13 protein-coding genes are annotated in these 15,512 nt (G+C 52.2%); 7 read left to right on the top strand and 6 right to left on the bottom strand.

Features of this window, described 5'->3' with window-relative positions; genetic code table 11:
• Nucleotides 1–181: 181 nt before the first annotated feature.
• Nucleotides 182–1,600 (bottom strand): alpha/beta hydrolase family protein, encoded by a 1,419-nt coding sequence (locus CCALI_RS03665; protein WP_016482126.1) that lies wholly within the window; start codon nucleotides 1,598–1,600, stop codon nucleotides 182–184.
• Nucleotides 1,601–1,634: 34 nt separating this feature from the next.
• Nucleotides 1,635–2,039 carry an SdpI family protein gene (locus CCALI_RS16845; RefSeq protein ID WP_155850469.1) on the bottom strand — a complete coding sequence of 135 codons (405 nt, stop codon included), beginning with the start codon at nucleotides 2,037–2,039 and terminating at the stop codon, nucleotides 1,635–1,637.
• 171 nt (nucleotides 2,040–2,210) lie between these two features.
• Between CCALI_RS16845 and CCALI_RS03655 the strand changes: the two genes are divergently transcribed.
• From CCALI_RS03655 to CCALI_RS03640, 4 genes are all read left to right on the top strand, one after another.
• Nucleotides 2,211–2,969: an HAD family hydrolase gene (locus CCALI_RS03655; protein ID WP_044948834.1), complete on the top strand. Its 759-nt coding sequence runs from the start codon at nucleotides 2,211–2,213 to the stop codon at nucleotides 2,967–2,969.
• A gap of 226 nt (nucleotides 2,970–3,195) precedes the next feature.
• The gene (locus tag CCALI_RS03650) at nucleotides 3,196–4,032 is read left to right on the top strand and encodes a homing endonuclease associated repeat-containing protein (protein WP_052572322.1); all 837 of its coding nucleotides are present in this window, start codon (nucleotides 3,196–3,198) and stop codon (nucleotides 4,030–4,032) included.
• Nucleotides 4,033–4,068: 36 nt separating this feature from the next.
• Nucleotides 4,069–4,725: a hypothetical protein gene (locus CCALI_RS03645; RefSeq protein WP_016482122.1), complete on the top strand. Its 657-nt coding sequence runs from the start codon at nucleotides 4,069–4,071 to the stop codon at nucleotides 4,723–4,725.
• Nucleotides 4,726–4,987: 262 nt separating this feature from the next.
• Nucleotides 4,988–6,802, top strand: coding sequence for a hypothetical protein (locus CCALI_RS03640; protein WP_155850468.1), 1,815 nt, complete (start codon nucleotides 4,988–4,990; stop codon nucleotides 6,800–6,802).
• 3 nt (nucleotides 6,803–6,805) lie between these two features.
• Here CCALI_RS03640 and hflX read toward each other — a convergent pair whose 3' ends face one another.
• Nucleotides 6,806–8,086 carry a GTPase HflX gene (gene hflX / locus CCALI_RS03635; RefSeq protein ID WP_016482120.1) on the bottom strand — a complete coding sequence of 427 codons (1,281 nt, stop codon included), beginning with the start codon at nucleotides 8,084–8,086 and terminating at the stop codon, nucleotides 6,806–6,808.
• Between the two features lie 158 nt (nucleotides 8,087–8,244).
• On the opposite strand from hflX, the gene CCALI_RS03630 reads away from it, so the two are divergent.
• Nucleotides 8,245–9,780: a galactokinase gene (locus CCALI_RS03630; protein WP_016482119.1), complete on the top strand. Its 1,536-nt coding sequence runs from the start codon at nucleotides 8,245–8,247 to the stop codon at nucleotides 9,778–9,780.
• A gap of 3 nt (nucleotides 9,781–9,783) precedes the next feature.
• Nucleotides 9,784–10,857, top strand: coding sequence for a DUF3187 family protein (locus CCALI_RS03625; protein ID WP_016482118.1), 1,074 nt, complete (start codon nucleotides 9,784–9,786; stop codon nucleotides 10,855–10,857).
• 28 nt (nucleotides 10,858–10,885) lie between these two features.
• Here the strand turns inward: CCALI_RS03625 and CCALI_RS03620 are convergent, their stop codons facing one another.
• On the bottom strand, nucleotides 10,886–11,608 hold the full coding sequence (locus CCALI_RS03620) for a cysteine hydrolase family protein (protein ID WP_016482117.1): 723 nt from the start codon (nucleotides 11,606–11,608) through the stop codon (nucleotides 10,886–10,888).
• Between the two features lie 233 nt (nucleotides 11,609–11,841).
• Here CCALI_RS03620 and CCALI_RS03615 point away from each other — a divergent pair, with 233 nt between their 5' ends.
• Nucleotides 11,842–12,270, top strand: coding sequence for a heavy metal-responsive transcriptional regulator (locus tag CCALI_RS03615; protein ID WP_016482116.1), 429 nt, complete (start codon nucleotides 11,842–11,844; stop codon nucleotides 12,268–12,270).
• Nucleotides 12,271–13,020: 750 nt separating this feature from the next.
• Here CCALI_RS03615 and CCALI_RS03610 read toward each other — a convergent pair.
• The gene (locus CCALI_RS03610) at nucleotides 13,021–13,962 is read right to left on the bottom strand and encodes a tetratricopeptide repeat protein (RefSeq protein ID WP_016482115.1); all 942 of its coding nucleotides are present in this window, start codon (nucleotides 13,960–13,962) and stop codon (nucleotides 13,021–13,023) included.
• Between the two features lie 22 nt (nucleotides 13,963–13,984).
• Nucleotides 13,985–15,307, bottom strand: a complete 1,323-nt coding sequence (locus CCALI_RS03605) for a UDP-glucose dehydrogenase family protein (RefSeq protein WP_016482114.1) — start codon at nucleotides 15,305–15,307, stop codon at nucleotides 13,985–13,987.
• Between the last annotated feature and the right edge of the window lie 205 nt (nucleotides 15,308–15,512).

Here is a 15,512-nt window from a genome sequence, read left to right as displayed (position 1 = left end):
TCACTGCATAAATTTCGCCGCACAGTCTCATTTTCCTTGTATCTATTCATAAGGAGCAAAGCCATTTCTTCTCATCTGGAGAACGGCTCCAAGGCGATGGGCTCTCTGCTTACGCATAGGCTGTAATTATAAAAGCCCCGATTCCCAAAAAGGGACGGGGCTGCTTTTTACCGATCTTATCTTAGGGTGAGGAGCGTAGACCCAGTTGTTGCTGTATCCAGTGGGAGATGTAAGCGAGCACTTTAGGGTCGAAAGTCGTCTCGATTTCAGCATATTCCAGAGGAGAGCCGGTTTGACAAGGTTGGAAGAGATGGTTCAGTCCAGGAAAGACTTTTGTAGTAACTTGTCGGTTTCCACCTTGCCGGAGGGCTTTCTGAATCAATGGAAGATCCTCTTTCGCGGGAACTTGCAAGTCTTTATCACCACCAACAGCCAGTACAGGGCAGTGCACTTGGCGCAACGCTTTTGCGGGGTCGTAAGCGAGAAAGCTGCGCATCCACGGGGTATTGAGAGAGGCTATGATCTGATCCATAGCCTGCTGTTGCATTTTAGGCTGCGCTTTGTGGAGGACGTTCTGCATAAGGGTTTGGGCTTTTTGAGGGTCTTTCTCCTCCAAGACGATCTGGTAGAGCTGCCTATTGATCTCTAGCATCTTGTGGATCTCGGCTGAAGGGACTCCCTGAACCTGGGCGATTCGTTCTTCTTGGAGAGCAAGCAGATCGGCTCCTTTTATTCCGGGGCCAGCCAATAGCACAACATAGGCGATATTCGGCATCTGAGAGGCCACGAGAGGTGCCACAATTCCTCCTTCACTATGCCCTATCAGTCCGACCTGTTTGGGGTCTATGCCGGGCTGGTGCATTAGGAACTTTACTGCGGCGAGGGCATCCGAGGCAAAGTCCTGGAGGGTAGCGGTCTTAAAATTACCTGTGGATTGACCAACTCCACGTTTATCGTAGCGCAACACGGCAATGTGGTGACGCGTTAGATAGTCGGCGAGAACGAGGAAGATCTTATGCCCAAAGACGTCCTCATCGCGATCGTGAGGGCCTGAGCCTGCGATCAGTAGGGCTGCGGGAAAGGGGCCGTTTCCTTTTGGCAAAGTTAAGGTGCCAGCGAGTATCACGCTGGGCGCATTTGGGTTAGGGATAGAGACATTGTGTACCTCGTAGGGATAGGGTGGTTTGGGCTCTTGAGGGCGTTTTGGAGTGATGGAAGTGGGCTTATCTGTTTTGTTAAGGGTGAGCGGTAAGTCTGCACCACTTTGTTGCCAATGCCCTACAATCTGCTTATTGTCGGAGCTGAGCGTGCCAGTAAAGTGAGCTTGGATAACGTCGAAGTCAATTTCTACGTTTGTGCCTTGCAAAGCGACGCGACTTGCCGAGACACCATAGGCGGCCTGCTGGGGCACATCCATTTTAGCAACAAGCTGTTGAGTGTTATCGGCGGAGATGTGGAGGATAATCGTGAGCTTTTGGTTGTTCGGCAGGGCAATTTGTCCCTCCCAATTGCCGACGAGGGGATTTGGCGGTGGCATTTGCATGGCGCCGAAAGCAGGGTAGATCGCGAGAAGCCCTACAAGTAGATAGAAAAGAGACATCTTCAAGGTTCTTTTCCCCCTTTGATGTAAGCTTCTAAAGTCTGTTAAGATAGCAAAAATCAAAATAAAGTATAACCCCTATTCCAAGCAGAGCGACCATCGTTATAAAGAGGATATAGAGCTTTGGCTGCCAAAGATAGATCGGTGAGAGCACAAGGCTAGTGAGAGAGAGTGTCAGGCCATAAAGAAGAAGAGTTTTTCCCGCATACGCGTTTGCCTGGTACCAGATGGATTCATTGCGAAGGGTTTTTGGGGTGCGAAAGCCATACAGACGGTTCGGTGGGACGCGGCGTTGGATCAGAGGGATAGCGAGCGCCGCGCATAGAATACCGAGAAAAAAGTTAATAGCGACTATCACAGAGGCTACTGTCTCCTTACTATGGTCTATGTGGAAAGCGGTTATCAAAAGTAATACGGAAGGTGGAGCGGACGGTTTCATGCTTTGTCGTTGTAACACCGACCGACCACCATATCCGCCATAGATATTTTGGCGAATTATCGTGGTTCGTAATTTTCAACAGCATCAGAAGATGCAGTGATGCGAGTTGAAAAATCTATTTTAGTGCGGTGTCGTTCTCGAAGATGTTTTAAGTCATAATGTGGCCTAGCGATGAAAAACTTCAGCCAAAGGCCCTCTGTGGTGCTGTTTGATTTCGACGATACCCTAAGCGAGCATAGGCTATTTAGCCAAAGGCTTGTTGGCACGATGGCTTTCGCGATGTGGACTTTCCATGGCGGGGTTGTAGAGCGCTGGGCAGAAAGCGTTCAGAGGATGATGATGCGTTTGGAGAATAGCTATATCGCCCAATTTTGCCCACCGGTAGGTATGTCACCCTTTGGCTATAGGAGGTGGTTTCAGGAGGCACAGACAAGGGCAGTTCATTGGCTTTATGAAGAAGCAGGTTTAGAGCCGCCGGCCAACGCGCGTCAACTTGCGCTGAAAGGGCAGAAGGTTGCCTTGCATAGGAGCGCAGCTCTCTTCCCAAGAGCACGTGAGGTGGTGAGAGGGCTACAACTGCGGGGATTCCGTATGTCCATCGCCTCGGGCAACGATTCTCGAACCCTTCACCATGCTTTGGTGGGATGCGGTTTAAGACCCTATTTCGAGAAGCTATACGGAGCCGATCTTGTGGATTGCGCGAAAGAGGGGCCGGAGTTCTATCGTGCGATCTTTGAAGATCTCGGCATTGAGCCATCTCAGGCGCTTGTTATTGATAATGACGCTGCGAGCATTCAATGGGCTTGGAAAGCGGGTGCTCGATCGATTCAGGTACGGTTGCGACGCTCTTTAGCGGAGCCTATAGCAGAGGAGGCGCTGGCTGTATTTGACAGCCTTGGGGACTTACTGACCTTTCCGTTGTTACGCTAAGAGACCACCAATAGTGTAGGTTATTTCCTTCAGGCAATGGAAGGGGTAACACGCCGGCTACCAAACGCCTCAGCTTGACGTGATCGCACATGATAAGGAAATTTTGGAAGGTTCACTTAGGGATTGGTAGTCTTTAGAGGCCAAGCATTGGATGTCTCGATCTGCATCTGATGGGCACCAATCCGATTGCAGAGGCATTACTGTAGCCGCAGTAAAGAGTAAAAGCTTGACAAAACAGAGTTCGATTCGCTATTATTTAGGCAAGAAGGATGTGCGCTATGGACGTTCGGCGTTTCCGAATCCAGAATCGTGCCCCAAAGAGAGTGGCCGAATAGGTATTCCCTCCGTGGGTGCCAACTTCCCCGTGAAGCCGTTCGTTAAGCGCGCTCCCTTCAGCACACTCGAGAAGGAAGGTACACTAGTGCGAAAGTGGAGCAAAGAGTCTATAGCGCAAGAGATACGCGCTCTTCATGAGGCAGGTGAAGATCTAAACTATTCTGCCGTTTTCAAGTATCATTTAGCCCTGTTACGGGCCGCTATGCGCTACTTCGGTTCCTGGCGAGAGGCCATCGAGTATGCAGGTCTTAGCTACGAGGATGTACGGCGCTATCGCACCTGGGACAAAGAGCGCATTATCGAGCGAATTCGCGAGCTGTATGAGATGGGCGAGGATTTAAGTTGGCGCCATGTCAGTCTCACGCTTGATCCGCAGCTGGCGGCTGCCGCCACGAAGCCAAAGCATTTCGGTTCCTGGCGCAGTGCCATTGAAGCTGCAGGGCTCGACTACAGTATGATCAGACGCTATCAAGAGTGGAATGAAGAGCGGATTCTGCAGCGCCTGCGCGATCTGCATGCTAAAGGAGTGCCTCTCAATGCAAAGAGCGTTGAGGCGCACGACATCACGCTCATCACTGCCGCTCGACGTCGCTTCGAAAGCTGGGATAAGGCGCTTACGGCTGCCGGTCTCGACTACAAGCAGATCGTGCTGAGAGCTCCCTTCAAGCGCCGTACAAAAGCCACTTCGACAGACTCCAACGAGAATCCGCCTACCAAACAGCAATAAACGACCGAGTGAGGCAACTATTCTCTTGGAGGAGGAATGACAACGGATATCGGAATGACATCTGCAGCCCTTACAACCCTTTGGGCAAACTGTGTGGAACGGCTCAAAGACCGCATCAATAACCGCTCCTACTGGGAAGCCCTCGAGAACGCCCGTCCCATCACTATCGAGAACAATACACTTGTTCTCGGTTTTGAAGAGACGAGATACAACCTTGCAAATCATATTCAGCAACCAGGGCACCTGCAGCCGACCCTAGAAGTGGTGCGTGCTCTCTTCAACCAGCCGCTGAATATCCGAATTATCGAGGGGACCACCTTGGCGGACTGGGAAGCCACAAAGGAGCGCGATGCCCGAGTCGCTGCCATGCAACATGCTACCACGCAACGGCAGATCGCGCAGGCCGCTGTGAGCGAGGGATGGGATGGCGTGTATGAATATATCGCGCGTCTCTATGTACAGACCCCGCTGCGTGCGCTTCCTCAAGGAAAAGCACGCTACCTAAGCGATGCGCTCTATGTGCTCGCCGAGGCGATGGATAAGCTCTACCCAGAGGAGCCGGATGAGGTCACCGAGCGTAGTCTAGCCCGTATTATCGATCGCATCGCGAGCGCTGCAGATGTCCCTGCTGCCATGGTAGCGTTTGAATTGGAGAGGCTTCGAACCTACCTCAAATCGGCAGAGGAGACCTAACGCATCTCAAGAAAACTTTTGGTATACTTATAGGCGCATCCTCACTTTACTAGGGTGCGCTTTTTTGTTCTCAGCAAAGGAGTTCTGATCTATGAGCTGCCACGTTTTGCTCAGACGGCTGATGTTGTTTCTCACAATCTTCTGTTCCCCTATGCTCCTAAAAGCAGATCCTCCGAAGGTCGATCCCTACATCTCTAGAAGCTACTTCACCTCCATCCCTTTTGGTGCTCACTCCTACTGGTTACAGCCTTGGCGCGCCTATATGGAAACAGTGCCAGCGGTGGATTTTGTGAAGGGGGTTGGTATTAATCTTGGTGGCTCAGTGAAAAATCCCGATTTAATCGCGGAGATGCTAGCCAAATACGGCTTTCGCCATCTGCGAATCGAGATCGGCTGGTCGAGCCTCGACTACGATACGGAGCAGATACCCCCAGCGGTTGCTAACAACTATCGGAAGATATTGCTCGCTTGCAAAAAGTACAATATCCGTCCTCTGATACTTCTCAACGGCAATAGTGGTGCTCCTTGCCCGGTACGTTTCTTCAAGAAGGTGCTTGCAGCACCAGCCCATAAAGGAGATCGGGAGGTTCAGGTGACCGATGTGGATGGGATAATGCCGGGCTATAGCGGCATTAGCAACCTGACCGGTTATTGGGCAGCGGAGGCTTTAGTGACCGAGATCCATGGCCACACGCTGGTGCTGTCAAAACCGCTACCGAAAGATCTCGGTGATAGCGGGGCGTCTATTTCTATGGCCACGCTGAAATACCGTCCGTTTTCGGTTCCGGGAAGCGATGACGATAGAAGGACGTTGGCGGGATGGCAGCACTATGTTGGAACGGTGGCTCGATTTGTCGCTCAGACGCTTGGAACGGTGGGTACCAAAGACCTCGGTTTCGACATGGAGATATGGAATGAATTGAGTTTTGGTTCGAATTTTCTTTATATCAATCAGTATTATGATCCACCGATTTATCATTATAACGAAGGTGCTGTTTGGGGGGACGTGGTAAGAGCAACGGCGGACTACGCCGAGCAGCACCCTGCAGAGTTTCAGGGCGTCGCCTTATGCGATGGATTTTCCAACACGATTCCCTGGCCGGCCTCATCGCAGGAGCCGGCTCGCGTGATAGCGCTTTCAAAACATCCCTATCATGGACGAAGCACCTATCCTCAGGATGAACAGCACGGTGTACTGGTCAATGCGCTCGGCCAACAGGAGCCTGTCGGTGCTTTTAAACCCCACTTTTCCGCACTGTTCCCAGAATACTTTGCTACGGCGTTGCAAACGGAGTGTTTGGAGCGTGATGCGGGACCGATTACCAACGATATCTATCGTGTCGCCCATGGGCGCTACGCGCGCGTGATAGACGGCCATATTGTGCCTTGTTATACCTGGATCACCGAGGTCAACATGGCGCCAAATGAGCAAGGGATAACAGACCGTCGTCAAGCTTTGATGCTGAAAGCCAAAACCACAGCGCGATACCTCTGTTTCCTACTAAATAAGGGGATACAGCGAATCTATTTTTTCGCCGCATTAGGAGGCGACTTAGGTTTAGGTCTGCTGCAGGACAATTTTCTCGCTTACGCCAACACCCATACGGCCTATCCGGCAGACGACAGGGCCTATGTATCGCCTGCATTGCAAGTGGTTCATCGAATCGTTATGAAAATGCAAGAGGGTTTAGACCCTTCTCTTGTGAAAACTCGTCCTCTTGCGGTGCTCTCGTGGAAGGGCGGGGAGCAACAAAAAGTGTTTGTCGGGGATGGCAGTCCTGCACACCCGGATCTAACCTATCATGATCTGTTTACTTTCTTGCCTTATCAGGTGAATCAGCATCGTTTTGTGATCCCTTACTATGTCATGACTTATGATGTCGTTGCACCCTTTAAACAGGAGACATTTGTCGTAAAGATTGGTGGAGTAGAAGGAGTACAGACACAAGCTTTTGTCTATGATCCTTTTTCCGATAACACCATTCCCGTGCACGTGATAGCGCGTGATGTAAGCAGCATCACAGTGGCCATGCCTGCAGAGGACTATCCGCGCCTGCTGATTCTACAGGAGCGTTGAAGCTCAGGTCGGATTGGAAAGGATGTAGGGCTGTAGGCGCCCCTGCATCTCTTTCGTAACGCAGGCGTTTAAGTAGATACCATCAGTGCCATACTCTACGGAGGTGACACGGCCAAAAGAGTAGCATTCAGCGAGGAGGTCACCTTTGTCAAAGGGTAGTTTGGCGTGTACCGGTACGAGAAGGCTTTGAATGGTTTTGAAGATAAGGGCGATAAGATGCTCCAACCCCTCTCGTTTTTGGGCGGAGATGTAGACAGCATGAGGGGTCTGCGACACAAGTTTGCGCAAAGCAAACTGATCGCCTACTAAGTCGGCCTTGTTAAAGACCGTAAGAAGTGGCTTTTCGTCTAACTCAAGCTCTTCGAGTGTCTGAAGAACGGCCTGTATCTGAATGTCCCGGTGGGGGTGGCTCGCATCCACAACATGGATGAGAAAGTCGGCCTCGGCAACCTCTTCGAGTGTCGCCCGAAAGGCTGCGATGAGGTGTGCGGGCAGGTTGCGAATGAAGCCAACGGTGTCGGTAAGTAGAATGCCCCAGCCGTCAGGTAGTTCCATGCGCCGGGTGGTGGGGTCAAGTGTGGCAAACAGCATGGGGTCGGCGTAGACATCGCTACCGGAGAGCACATTTAGCAGGGTGGATTTACCGGCGCTTGTGTAGCCTACAAGAGCTGCGGTAGGGAAAGGCAGGCGTCGGCGATGGGCGCGTTGATTCTGACGATTTTTGCGAATTTCGGCAAGGCGTGCTTGAAGATCACGAATGGTATCGCGCACACGACGCCTATCGGTTTCAAGCTTGGTTTCTCCGGGGCCTCCACGTACCCCAATACCACCCTGCTGACGCTCGAAACGCGTGTAGAGGTCTGACAGACGTGGTAGTAAGTAGGTAAGCTGTGCCAGCTCTACCTGCAACTTTCCCTCTCGGCTGCGTGCTCGTTGGGCAAAGATGTCGAGGATAAGCTGGGTGCGGTCAATAACGCGGCAGTGCAGGGCCTCCTCAAGGTTGCGAGCTTGCACAGGGGAAAGCTCGCTATCTACGATCACAAGGTTGGCCTGGCTCGCATGAATGCCGGCGAGCAGCTCTTCCACTTTGCCCGGGCCGATGAAGAAGGCGGCATCAGGTCGGAGGCGTCGTTGGTAGAACTCACCAACGACTTCAGCACCGGCGGTGCGCGCGAGTGCTGCCAGTTCCGCCAGTGCGTAGGGGCGCAGCACTTCATCCGGTTCGACGGAGACTAGCACTGCGCGTTCAAGTTGGCTAGAGGATGTCAGAGTTCTTGTGGGCATATGCTACATTATTGTCCTATAACCTTGTGGTGTAAGTCAAGCGATTCGTTGCTATATCGGTTGAAGGAAAGCCAAACTTAAAAATATTAGGAGAAAGTGTCTACTCTATTTGACGTGAGCGCTGCAAAGAGATTAAACTAATAGCATGAGGAGAACGGATGGAAACAGATAGAATGAACATAGCGTCCTACTCTTTTACTCCACCGGCGGATGCGGAGACAAGATGGGCGGAGTTCGAGCGTCTCGTTCGTGAAGAAGAGGCCGATTTTTTTGATGGCGTCGGGCCGATTGCGGGCGCACGTGCCCCTGGCCGCCTCGATGTAATGGGCGGGGTTGGAGATTACTCGGGCGGCACCGTGTTGGAGATGCCGATAGCCCAAGCGGCCTACGCAGCATGGCAGTGGCGATCGGATAGGCTTTTACGTATTCGCAGCTTGGGGATAGAGCAGGAGGGTTTAAAACCAGAAGTAACGCTCTCCCTGGATCTCTTGGTAGACGAACAGGGGCGGCCGCGACCAGTGGAGGAGGTTCATGCAGCACTTACCCACGATCCAGAGACGAAGTGGGCGGCCTACATTGCCGGTTGTTTCTACATTATGCTGGCAGCCTACAGCAAGTTTACGGAAGGTGTGGTAGATGAGCGTCTGGGGCTGCAAGGGGCCAACATTTTGATTCAGAGCGATGTGCCGCCTGGAGCTGGAGTCTCCTCTTCGGCGGCCATCGAAGTGGCCACCATGCATGCTCTCAGCGAGGCGACAGGTATCCATCCCAGCGATCTCACACTAGCGGCCTGGTGTCAGCGCGTTGAGAATCTGGTTGTGGGGGCACCTTGCGGCATTATGGATCAGGTGACATCGGCTCTGGGACGGGAGAACGCGCTGCTCGTGCTGCGATGTCAGCCACACGACCTATTGGGCAATCAACAGATACCTCCAGGATGGCGCTTTGTGGGGATCGATTCGCGGGTAAAGCATTCTGTGGGCGGCGATCACTATGTACGTGCTCGCGTAGGAGCCTTCATGGGGTTGAAGATCATCCAGTTGGAGAGCGGGGGTAAGCTTTTGGAGAACTATTTGGTACGCATGTCTTCGGAAGAGTTTGCCCGATACCGAGACCTAATACCAGAAACGCTGACTGGAGCGGAGTTTCAAAGGCTTTACGGCATGTTGCCCGATCGTGTAACGCGGGTAGATCCTGAGCAGACCTATCATCCACGGGCCTGTGCAGAGCATCCGATTTTAGATAATGAGCGAGTTCACGCCTTTATTGCGATTATGCACCTTGCCTCGCTTCGGTATGAGGAGAGACGGAAGTGGGTAGAGAGGCATGGGAAGGGCGAAGAGGAGGCAACCCCTAAGGTAGAAACCTATCTCATGGAAGAAGCCGGCAAGCTTATGTATGCCACTCATGAGTCCTACAGCACTCGTCTCGATCTCGGCTCACCGGAGACAGACCTACTTGTGGAGTTGGTACGCGAGCGCGGGCCAGAGCGTGGACTTTATGGGGCGCGAGTGAGCGGCGGTGGGTCAGGCGGTACTGTCGTGGTGCTATGTCGTGAGGGGTCTGAGGTTGACAAGGCGCTGCAAGAGGTCTGCGAGGAGTACCAGAGGAAGACGGGGCTTATTCCACGGCCTATTGTGGGTAGCTCGCATGGTGCCGTGATGTTTGGAGCGAGACAGATCATGAGAGGATAGGCATTGGGAAATCTTAGAAAGCTGATCTCCCTGCCTCCCGTGCTGCTACTACTGTGGGGAGCCTGTATCGGGCGGAGTGCGGCTCAGTCTGGCCCACAGAATCCGGACTACGGACAACCACAAGGGCCTATTCCCCTCCGAGATCCTCGTCCAGCAAATCTGCTCTTTCTTCAGTTTTTGCCCGACAACGCGGTGCCGCTGCGCAACGGTGAGGTCCGGATAGGGTTACAGCTTGACCTCATCAATAATCTATTGATTCCCAGTCCACGCTTTGGGGCGACGGTAGTTGAGGACAACGAGTATCAACGCCTCCTGTTTTCTTGGCATCGTGGGTATTTCCATAACACCGAGCTGTCGGTTTATATACCCGTAGAGTGGCGCAATGGGGGCATTTTGGATGGAATCATCCGCGCTTATCATCGTCTCTTTGGGTTACCGGCCAACGCCGAAGATGATCCGCTCGGACGCGATCACTGGCCAATGTACCGAAGCATTTGGCAGATCATAGATGCGCAAGGCCATGTGCTGTTGAATCAGGGAAATGCCTTCGGGTTAGGAGAGACCACGTTCATTGTAAAGAGAGGTCTTTTGCCTGTTACGTCGCGTGGCACCATGGCGATGCGATTCGGGATAAAGCTGCCCACGGGTAACACGGCTCTGCTTTTAGGAAGTGGCAACGTGGATGTAGGTCTCTCTTTGGATGCCCGCTACATTTTAGGGAGAAACGCCATTGTCTATATGAACATGGGCGGGGTTCTTCTAGGGCATCCTCGGCATCTCCCGCATCCGCTTGGTGGGGTGGGGCAGGGCGCGATTGCCATTGAGTATCGTGCGAACAATAGGGATAGCTTTGTGTTGCAGATAGATGCGTCAAGCCCTGTTATGCGAACCGGTAACACGTTTGTGGATCAGGCCAATGTTACTGCCACGTTTGGATACCGACGGATTATGGATCGCCACACCGAGTTTTACGCCTCGTATTCCGAAAACGGCGACATTCATAACTACACTCTGCCTTGGCTCAGCAACATCGGCCCCGACATCTCTTTTTCCTTTGGGGTGCGTTGGGTGCCATGAAGCTAGGGGGGGCAGTTACAAGCGGCCTCTAAGCGATTTCGGAGACGACCTGAACGCCGTTAGAGGCCATATTGTAAAGGAAGATAAGGTGCAGAAGATCGCCGGGGTGCGCGGGTATCTTTTCTTTTTTAGCCACTTCCACAGGAATATCGTAGGTTTGGACACAGTTGGCCGGAAGAATCACGGGGTCGAGACGATTGGCCGCGTTTGCACGAAGTTTAAGGTGCATGGCAAGTTGGTAGGTACAGAGATCAGTGCAGTCGCCTACGACGATGCGATGGGTTACTTGGGGATGAGTGTCGAGCCAGTCGTCCAGACCGGTTCCGATAGCCGAACTGATGGAGTTTTTGGGAAGAAGACGGTAGTGGGATGCGCAGGGAAGCTTCATAAGCTCTGCTACGATCTCCGATTCGCTGGTACCGCGGATACAGTGAGGTGGGTAGTCGTTGAACTCCACGGCGGCCGGATCGTGAGCATCGTGAGTGAGCACGTAGTTACGCACGCCCATGGTGTAGGCCTTTTGAAAGAGAGCGACGATAGGAGGAACGATAGAGGCAATGCGATCGCTATGAAGAGGGCCTTCATAGCAAAAGCCGTTGATCACGTCCACACAGAAAATGCCGACATGTTCAGGGCCTTTGGCCTCTTGGACGATCTGTTCAAAGGGAACGATGGCCAGTTGGGTATGCCATGTCTCGAGATAGTCGGCATACTCCTGCACAGTCTCTGCCAAGCGGACATCTAAGTCCATCTTGCGATACCCCCCTTTTCGCGTTCTCTTGTTGACTATTGTACCCTCTTTTGACATTGGGAAAGTTGCTATGACCACGATTTGCAAAAAGCATCGTGCCCAGAGCGTATTAGTATCGGAGATCACCATCTTTAACGCATGTGAACAGGTTGAATGTAACAATAGTTGCGCGGTTTCGAAGTTGACTCTAAAGTCGGCTTCAAACTGTAGACTGAAGGTCTGAGGTGGGTAGAATGAGAATTGGTGAATTAGCCAAACGAACTGGCAAAAGCGTCACGGCCATACGCTACTATGAGAAGATTGGTTTACTAGCCGAACCGAGGAGAACAGAATCAGGTTACCGTGATTTTGATACGGATGTGATAGAACGTATCCGTTTTATTGTTCGGGCTAAGGAGTTGGGTTTCTCTCTAAAGGAGATCCGTGTTGTATTAGCGCTGCACGACAGGGGTATTGCTCCATGCGACAGAGTTAGTAAGATGATACAGAAAAAGATTGAGCGCCTCGATAATCGAATCGCTCAACTGCAGGCACGTCGAACCGCGTTACAAGAAGGTCTGTTCTTGTGGCAGAATCACGGACGTACTGATGCTTCCTTCTGTTCTATTATCTCACATAGCACTCTGGTACAAACGTCAGAAAGCAACATGGATAGAGTGTAAATGGATAGAATGATGAAGATTATCACCAGATAAGCTGTGTTGACACGCTCACAGAAGCAGAGGTTACTGCAGTCTTGCATCGTTGGAAACACAAGGTTTGCGTTAGGCTATACCTATCCAGCCTTAGAAACGGTAGCTCTGTCAAAAGAAATGAGATGAGTTCAGTTGCATATAATGTTTGTTTCTCCTGGAAAATTCATGCGACTAACTAAGATTATAAAATCATCATGTTGCTGATAGGCTTTGGGGCGAGTGGTGTAGGGTCGCTCTTGCGCCAGCGTACGTCGTCGATCCATTCCATCACGAACATGGAAGGCTCGGTTGCAGGGTTTCGATGTTGACTCTGAAGTCGACTTTAGGTTGTACACTGGGGTTGGAGGCAGACGAAGGAGAGGAATGCTCCTAAGCCGTTCTCCTCCTGAATTGCTCTATTTAAGGAAAGGAGGTGAGGAAAATGGCCCTACAAAAAGCGTTCGTTGCCCTGACGGTATTGTTGCCTGTAGCTGTACTGGCAGAGCCAACACACGCACGGACGGCGAGGCCAGCGATTAAAAAAGCAGCTGTGACAGCACAAGGCAACAAAAGCTGCCCCTTATGTCCATCGCCTTGTGTACGGCCGTGTCCGTGCTGTACACCCACAGCAAAGCGCCCAAGCTAAACTCCTTGCGGGGCGTGAAGTAAACAACACGAGGGAGAGAGTGCCTTGTCCCACTCTCTCCCTGTTCTCCGTAGCAGGATATCTATGAAAAGCTAGGCTGCTTTCACGACCATTGCGAGTTCCTTTAGATTCTCGGCTGCAATGGGGTTATCCGGCTCAAGGTCGAGTGCTTTGCGGAAATGTGTGAAAGCCTCTTGGCTTTGGCCGACCTCACGAAGGGTTAAACCTAGGTTGATATGTGCGTCTACGAAGCGAGGGTTGAGGCGAAGGGCATAACGGAACTCGGCCATTGCCTCTTGATAAAGCCCTGAGGCTTTGTAGGCCATGCCAAGATGATGACGTATATCCGCATAGTCGGGGTTAAGGGTAAGCGCTTTTTGGTATTCTGCAATGGCTTCCTGATAGAGCGCTTTACGATAGAGGTCGTCTCCGAGTTGGAAGTGAAAGAGAATGTCATCAATTTGGGTGTGATGAACCTGTTCAAACCATTGGAGGGCGGCGAGGGTGTCTCCTCGTTCGTGACAGGCGATCCCATTACGGTAGGCCTCAGAATGAAATGCTGGCTCTAGGAGGGTTGCCTGACAAATGGCCTCTAAACCCTCTTGATGGCACCCCTGTTCATACCGAATGAGCCCCATAAGCAGATGAGCACGCGCGTAGCGCGGGTTGATGGTGAGCGCTTTTTGGAGAGCCTCGAGTGCCTCTTGTTTGTTGCCCATAGCACGGAGAGCTTGTGCGAGCTGAAAATGAAGGTCGGCATAGTTTGGGTGAATGGCGAGCGCCTTTGAAAAGTGGTCGGCTGCGGTCGCCCATTGCCCCTGTCGCATTCGCTCTTGGCCTAAATGGGTATGGGTCTCCGCGATATAAAAGTTGGTAAGGCGGCTTAATAGGGTAGAGGGACGTTTATGGAGATCGTCGCGTGCTCTCTCAAACGCTTCGAGCGCTTTTTCGTAACGCGCCTCATCGAAGAGGCGGAGGCCCTCATCGTAGTGTTCGTTGCGGCCAAGGCCAAGCACTTTTCTTAACAGCGACATAGCTTTTCACTCCTTACAACACTTAATGGCGGTGGTTAGGGATAGTGGCTCGGGTGCGCCCAACGCACTGATATTCGAAACCGAGACGCCTCATGCGAATGGGATCATAGATGTTGCGTCCATCGAAGAGGATAGGACGTCGCATGGAGCTTTTAATTCGCTCCATGTCGAGCAGCTTAAACTCGTTCCATTCGGTAACGATCACGAGAGCATCGGCATCTTGCGCCACATCATAGGCGTTCTTCCCATAACAGATCTGCGGAAAAATACGCCTTGCGTTATCCATGGCGATAGGATCGTAGGCCTTAACCTCAGCGTTTTCGGCAAGCAGGCGGGCGATGATCTCCACGCTTTTCGCGTCGCGCATGTCGTCAGTATTGGGTTTAAAAGCCAGCCCTAAAATACCAATGGTCTTGCCATCAAAACTGCCATCGAGGGCAGCCCGCAGCCTATCGAGAAAGCGAATGGGTTGCTCGGCGTTAACATCCATAACCGCACGAAGGATTTTAAAGTCAACGCCTACCTTCTCGGCAGTACGTACGAGGGCAGCGGTGTCCTTTGGAAAGCAGGAGCCGCCATAGCCAAGCCCAGGGTTTAGAAAAGCTGGCCCGATTCGGCTATCGAGACCCATTCCTTTCACCACTTGCGCTACGTCGGCCCCCACCTGATCGCAGATATTGGCGATGGTGTTAGCGAAACTGATTTTCGTGGCGAGGAAGGCGTTGGAGGCGTATTTGATCATCTCGGCGCTGGCGACATCCGTGATAATCATGGGGCGCTCGAGAGGCGCATAAAGCTCCAGTATCTTCATGGCGACCACGTGGTTTGGGGCGCCGATGACGATGCGGTCAGGCTCAAGGGTATCCTTTATGGCGCTGCCTTCTCGCAGAAATTCGGGATTGGATACCACATCGAAGTCCACATTTCGAACCCGGTTGGTTTCGATGATTTCACGCACCATATCGCCAGTTCCTACCGGCACTGTGGATTTATTTACGATGACTTTATAGCGGTTGAGGGCACGGGCGATGCCGCGAGCGACCTCCTGAATGGCACGCATATCGGGGTCACCGGTTTCCGTTGGCGGCGTTCCCACACAGATGAAAACGACATCCGATCGCTCAACGGCATAGGTGAGATCGGTAGTGAAGAAAAGCCGGTGGTCTTCTCGGTTTCGTTTCACCATCTCTTCGAGCCCAGGCTCATAGATGGGCATTTCGCCGCGCTCGAGCATGGCGATCTTTTCCGCATTGTTATCAACGCAGATCACCTCGTTACCGAGGTCGCTGAAAACGGAGCCGGTTACCAGCCCCACATAGCCAGTGCCTACAACGCAGATGTTCATAAAAGTTCCTTTCCTCCCTGACGATAGGTTCGTCTTTCCTAGCAGTAGCGAGAACGTTCAGAGGAGGGTGTCCGTTTCTTCTGCATTATCGGCCGGGTTTCCGCAAAAGCTTATATTGAGTAGAACCCCTCCTCATTTACATTTTACCTGTTGGCATAGCAAGCACGGCATTTCAGGAAATTTAGGCCTTTCTGCTCGCCTGTGC

Source organism: Chthonomonas calidirosea T49 (assembly GCF_000427095.1).
Taxonomy (GTDB): Bacteria; Armatimonadota; Chthonomonadetes; order Chthonomonadales; family Chthonomonadaceae; genus Chthonomonas; species Chthonomonas calidirosea.
This window is presented reverse-complemented; position numbering and strand designations above follow the sequence as displayed.